Annotated in this window: 4 protein-coding genes and 1 pseudogene; 4 read left to right on the plus strand and 1 reads right to left on the minus strand. The window is 74.8% G+C overall.

Going from position 1 to position 4,615, the window contains the following annotated elements; translation table 11 throughout:
• Nucleotides 1-157 (plus strand): annotated as a pseudogene (locus ABZ885_RS35845) (pirin family protein); the annotation flags it as partial.
• A gap of 22 nt (nucleotides 158-179) precedes the next feature.
• Here the strand turns inward: ABZ885_RS35845 and ABZ885_RS35850 are convergent.
• Nucleotides 180-1,202 carry an LLM class flavin-dependent oxidoreductase gene (locus ABZ885_RS35850; RefSeq protein WP_360198397.1) on the minus strand — a complete coding sequence of 341 codons (1,023 nt, stop codon included), beginning with the start codon at nucleotides 1,200-1,202 and terminating at the stop codon, nucleotides 180-182.
• 193 nt (nucleotides 1,203-1,395) lie between these two features.
• On the opposite strand from ABZ885_RS35850, the gene ABZ885_RS35855 reads away from it, so the two are divergent.
• From ABZ885_RS35855 to ABZ885_RS35865, 3 genes are all read left to right on the plus strand, one after another.
• Nucleotides 1,396-2,358 carry a hypothetical protein gene (locus ABZ885_RS35855; protein WP_360198400.1) on the plus strand — a complete coding sequence of 321 codons (963 nt, stop codon included), beginning with the start codon at nucleotides 1,396-1,398 and terminating at the stop codon, nucleotides 2,356-2,358.
• 19 nt (nucleotides 2,359-2,377) lie between these two features.
• Nucleotides 2,378-3,175 (plus strand): hypothetical protein, encoded by a 798-nt coding sequence (locus ABZ885_RS35860; RefSeq protein WP_360198403.1) that lies wholly within the window; start codon nucleotides 2,378-2,380, stop codon nucleotides 3,173-3,175.
• A 378-nt stretch (nucleotides 3,176-3,553) separates the two neighbouring features.
• Nucleotides 3,554-4,543 (plus strand): class I SAM-dependent methyltransferase, encoded by a 990-nt coding sequence (locus ABZ885_RS35865; RefSeq protein ID WP_360198406.1) that lies wholly within the window; start codon nucleotides 3,554-3,556, stop codon nucleotides 4,541-4,543.
• Nucleotides 4,544-4,615: the final 72 nt, after the last annotated feature.

Below are 4,615 nucleotides of genomic sequence, written 5' to 3' on the forward strand. Positions count from 1 at the left end.
GAACTTCATCGGCCGCACCAACGACGACATCGCCCGGGCCCGCACCGACTGGATGACCACCAACCGCTTCGGCGACGTCCACGGCTACGCCGGCGCCCGGCTGCCCGCCCCGGAACTGCCCGCCACCCCCCTCAAGCCCCGCGGCCGCGTCCGCTGACGTCCGCCGGCCCGGTCCGGCGTCAGTCCGTGCGGTGCGGCCGGCCGAGGGCCGGGCCGAGGCGGGTGGCGATGTCGGTGAGGATCTGGACGTAGTCCTCGTGCTCGAAGGTGAACGGGAGGGCGAACGCCACCTCGTCCACCTCCCGGTACGCGGCGTGCGCGTGCAGCCGCTCGGCGATCTCCGCGGAGGTGCCGACCAGGTCGCGCTCGAACACCAGCCGGGCCGGCCCCTGGGGCGCGGCGGTGCGCGGCGTCCGGGCCTCGGCGTAGGCCTGGTACCTGGCCCGTTGGGCGGCGGTGGCACTGTCGGTGGGGATGACGACGAGGCCCTGGGAGACCCGGGCCCGGTCGCCGTCCGGGTGGTGGGCGCGGAAGGCCCGGATGTGCGAGAGCTGGATGTCGGCGAAGTCCTCGGACTCCTCGGCCTTCACGACGCTGCTGGTGAGCAGGTTCATCCCGTTCTCGCCCGCCCAGCGGGCCGAACGGAGGCTGCCGGCGCCGTACCACATCCGACGGGCCAGCCCGGGGGAGTGCGGCTGGACCCGCCGGGAGAACACCTCGAAGCCCTCCGTCCCCTCGAAGTCCGTGGCCGGCTCGCCGCGCACGAGGTCCAGCAGCCGCCGCACCCGGCCCTGGCCGAAGTCCTCGTGGTCGCCGGTGTCCGGGTAGAGCGCCTTGCGGACCTGCTCGTAGTGGGCCGGCGGCCCGACGCTGACCCCGGCGTTGAGCCGGCCGCCGGACAGGAGGTCGACCGTCGCCAGGTCCTCCGCCAGGCGGAGCGGGTTCTCCCAGCCCAGCGGGATGACCGCGGTGCCGAGCTCGATCCGGTCGGTCCGCTGCGAGGCCGCCGCCAGCACCGCGACCGGCGAGGAGATCCCGTACTGCAGGTGCCGGTGCCGCAGCCACACGCTGTCGAACCCCAGCCGCTCACCGAGCTCGACGAGTTCGAGCGTCGACTCGTGGCCGCGCCGGGGGTCGGACTCGTCGAACAGGCCGATGGTCAGGAAGCCGAGCTTCCGCAGCGGGCGTGAGGCCAGTGGCATGAAGTCCTCCAGGTCGGATCGCCGGTCCCTCCCGGCAACAACGCCGCCCGCCGCGCCGTTCCCGGCCGGGGCGCGCGAGGGGCGCGGGAGGGTGCGGCCGCGCGCCCCCCCGGGCAGCCCGGTGAGTCGGCTGTCTGGTCGTCAACTGCCCGTCCCACGTACCATGTTGGTCGGCGAACGAAGGGGGTGCGCGGTGGCCGACGGGGGTGCCGGGCCCGGGCGGCGGCTGGAGAACGCGATCGCGTGGGCGCTGCGGAACTCCGACGGCGTGGTCGCGTTCTGCGGGGCGCTGGCCGTCGGGCTGCTCGACCTGTTCGGCGGCGGGCTCGGCGACAACGTCGTGTCGGGTGCGACCCTGCTGGTGCTGGCGGCGGTGGTGTACGGCTCGCTCGCCGAGCGCCGGCGCCGGATCACCGACATCCGGGAGGCGACGGCCGGCGCCCGGCAGGCGCTGGACAACCTGACCTCGGTGCGGGAGCTGGCCGGGGTGGAGCTCGAACGCGCACTGGAGCGGGCGCGGCTGGACACCGACCGCTGGGTGTTCAAGGGCGGCACCGGCACCTACCTGCGGGCGGTCACCCTGCCCGAGTGCGTCCGGGAGGCGCGGCAGCGCCGCCGGTCGCTCACCGTCAAGATCGACATCGTCCACCCCGGCGACGAGCGGGCCTGCGCGGCCTACTCGCGGTTCCGGGAGACCTTCGGCAACCGGCCGGACGGTGCGCAGGCCGGCGGGTGGAGCGTGGAGCGGACCCGCAAGGAGTCGTACGCCACGGTGTTCGCGGCCGCCTGGTACCGGCAGCGGCTCGACACGCTGGAGATCGACGTCCACCTCTCGTCCGTCGTCCCGGCCCTGCGGTTCGACCTCTCCGCCTCCTGCCTGTTCATCACCCAGGACGACCCCCGGCGGGTCAGCCTCTACGTCGAGCGCGGGCGGCCGCTCTACGACTACTACGTCACCGAGCTGCACCAGTACCGGGAGCAGGCGGTCAAGCTCGACCTCCGGGACACCGGGCCGCTCGGCGACGACCCGACCGTCGACGAGGCCAGGCGGCTGTTCGAGCAGCTGGGCATCCGGCTGCCGGCGGCCTTCTCGGACGGTGACGTCGGCGACATCATCGACCGGGCGCTGCGCGCGGAGAACCCGTACCGCAGGTAGCCGCCGGAGGGAGCAGACGATGGACGACCCCCGTACACGGTCCTTTCCGCACCCGCGCACTCCCGCGTCCGCAGCCGCGTCCGCACCCGCCACGCCCGGATCCGCTCCCGGCCCGGAGCCCGCCCCCGCCGGCCGTTCCCCGGAGCTCTACGGGACGCTCGACCGGGCCGCCGGGCACGCCGTCGCCTCGCCCGCCCTGGACGGCCTGGTCGGCGGGATCCTCGCCGAGGTCGCCTCCGGCGCGCGAGCGGTGCGGGCCGTCGCCCACCCGCTCGGCTTCTTCTGCCTGCCGGTCCTGCGCGACGGGGTGTTCGGGGTGTGCGTCCACGTCTTCGGCGCCGCCGCCGACCGGCCCGACCCGGCCGGCGGCGGCCCCGGCCCGGACACCCGGGAGATCCACTGCCACAGCTGGGAGCTGAAGAGCAGCGTGCTGTACGGGCGGGTCGGCAACCTGCGGGTCGCGGTCCACGACGAACCGGACCGGCCGACCCACCGCGCCTACGAGGTGCACAGCACGGCCGGCGCCGACGAGATCCGGCCGACCCCGCGGCTGGTGCGCTGGGAGGCGCTCGGCGGGCGCACCAGTACCCGCGGCGAGACGTACACCCTGGCGGCCGGCGAGTTCCACGCCACCGTCCTGCCCGGCGGCGCCCCGGCCGCGACGGTGGTGCTGGGACGCTCCGTGCCCGGGCCGGTGGACGTCGTCCTCGGCCCGGTCGACGGCGCCGCCCGGCGGGTGGTGCGCCGGCAGTGCGACGCGGCCCGGACCGCCCGGATCGCCGGGGCGACCGCCCGCCGGCTCAGGGGCTGCGGTTAGGGGCTGCGCCGAGGCTGCCCGGCGGGGGCTGACCGGCAAGATCCGCCGTTCGGCCCCTGATGCGTGCCAGGCGCGCCCGAAGTCCCACCGGACCCGGACGCCCCGCCCGCCGCACCCGTGCCGCCCGGGCGGCCGCCACCCGTCCATCGATGGTCTGCGAATTTTTCCGTGCAAAACCTCTTCAACTTCGTTCAGAGAGAGGTAGATTGCAGCACACTCGGGCACGCGGCGCCGGCGGTGGCAACGGGTCCGAGCGGTTTTCGCCGTGCCGGACCGACCACTGCTCCGGATGATGGGAGGGGGCCCCGGGCCTCCTGACCTGCATCAGTGCCTCGAGAACGTTCCCATGGTCGTCCGTAGCGTGTAAGGAGCAACCTCGTGACCGACGCCGCGTTGAGCGCCGAGGAGCACCGGCCTGCCGAGCCCGCCGTGCTCGATGACGTCCCCGGCTGGTTCTGGGATCACGACCGCCACCTCTTCGAGTGGTTCCTCGCCCGCCAGGAGAAGGCGGGGGTCACCGGCGACCTGCTGGAGATGGGCGCCTACCTGGGGCGCAGTGCGATCGTCATCGGCAGCCATCTGCAGCCCACGGAGACGTTCACGGTCTGTGACCTGTTCGATTCGGACGCCCCGGACGACGAGAACGCCGCCGAGATGGACATGTCCTACCGGAAGACGCTGACCCGGTCGGCGTTCGAGGACAACTACCTCGCGTTCCACCCGTCGCTGCCGGAGATCATCCAGGCGACCACCTCCAGCCTGGCCGGCGGCCGGATACCGGCGGGCGCCTTCCGTTTCATCCACATCGACGCCTCGCACCTGTACGAGCACGTGGTGGGCGACCTCCAGGTGGCCCGGGCGGCGCTCCAGCCGCAGGGCGTGGTGGTCCTGGACGACTACCGCTCGGCGCACACCCCCGGCGTGGCCGCCGCGACCTGGGAGGCCGTGTTCAACCACGGGCTGAAGCCGATCGTGCTCACCGAGTGCAAGTTCTACGGCACCTGGGGGGACCCGGAGCCCGCCCAGCGCGACCTGCTGGACCGGATCGGCCTGGCCGAGGGCTGCCAGCTCAGCACCGAGACCCTGAACGGGCAGCAGGTGCTGCGGATCACCGGCAACTCGGAGGGCATCGAGGCGTTCCGGCCCTCCCGCCACCACGACCGGCTGGCCGCCGCGGCCGCCCGCCGCGAGACCGAGGAGGCCCGCCGGGAGGCGCTGCGCGCCCAGGAGGCGGCCGCCGAGGACCTCGCCGTCCGCCGGGCCCGCGCCGCCGAGCGCCGGCGGCCGGCCAACGTGGCCAAGCGCGTCGCGGGGGACCTCCTCCCGCCGGTGGTCACCGACGCCATCCGCCGGGCCCGCCGGGGCTGACCGGCCAGGGCGGCCGCGGACGGCGCCGCACGACGGCGACAACGCGGGAGCGCCGGCCGGGGCGATCCCCGG

The organism is Kitasatospora sp. NPDC047058, assembly GCF_040643935.1.
In the GTDB taxonomy this organism is placed as follows: domain Bacteria; phylum Actinomycetota; class Actinomycetes; order Streptomycetales; family Streptomycetaceae; genus Kitasatospora.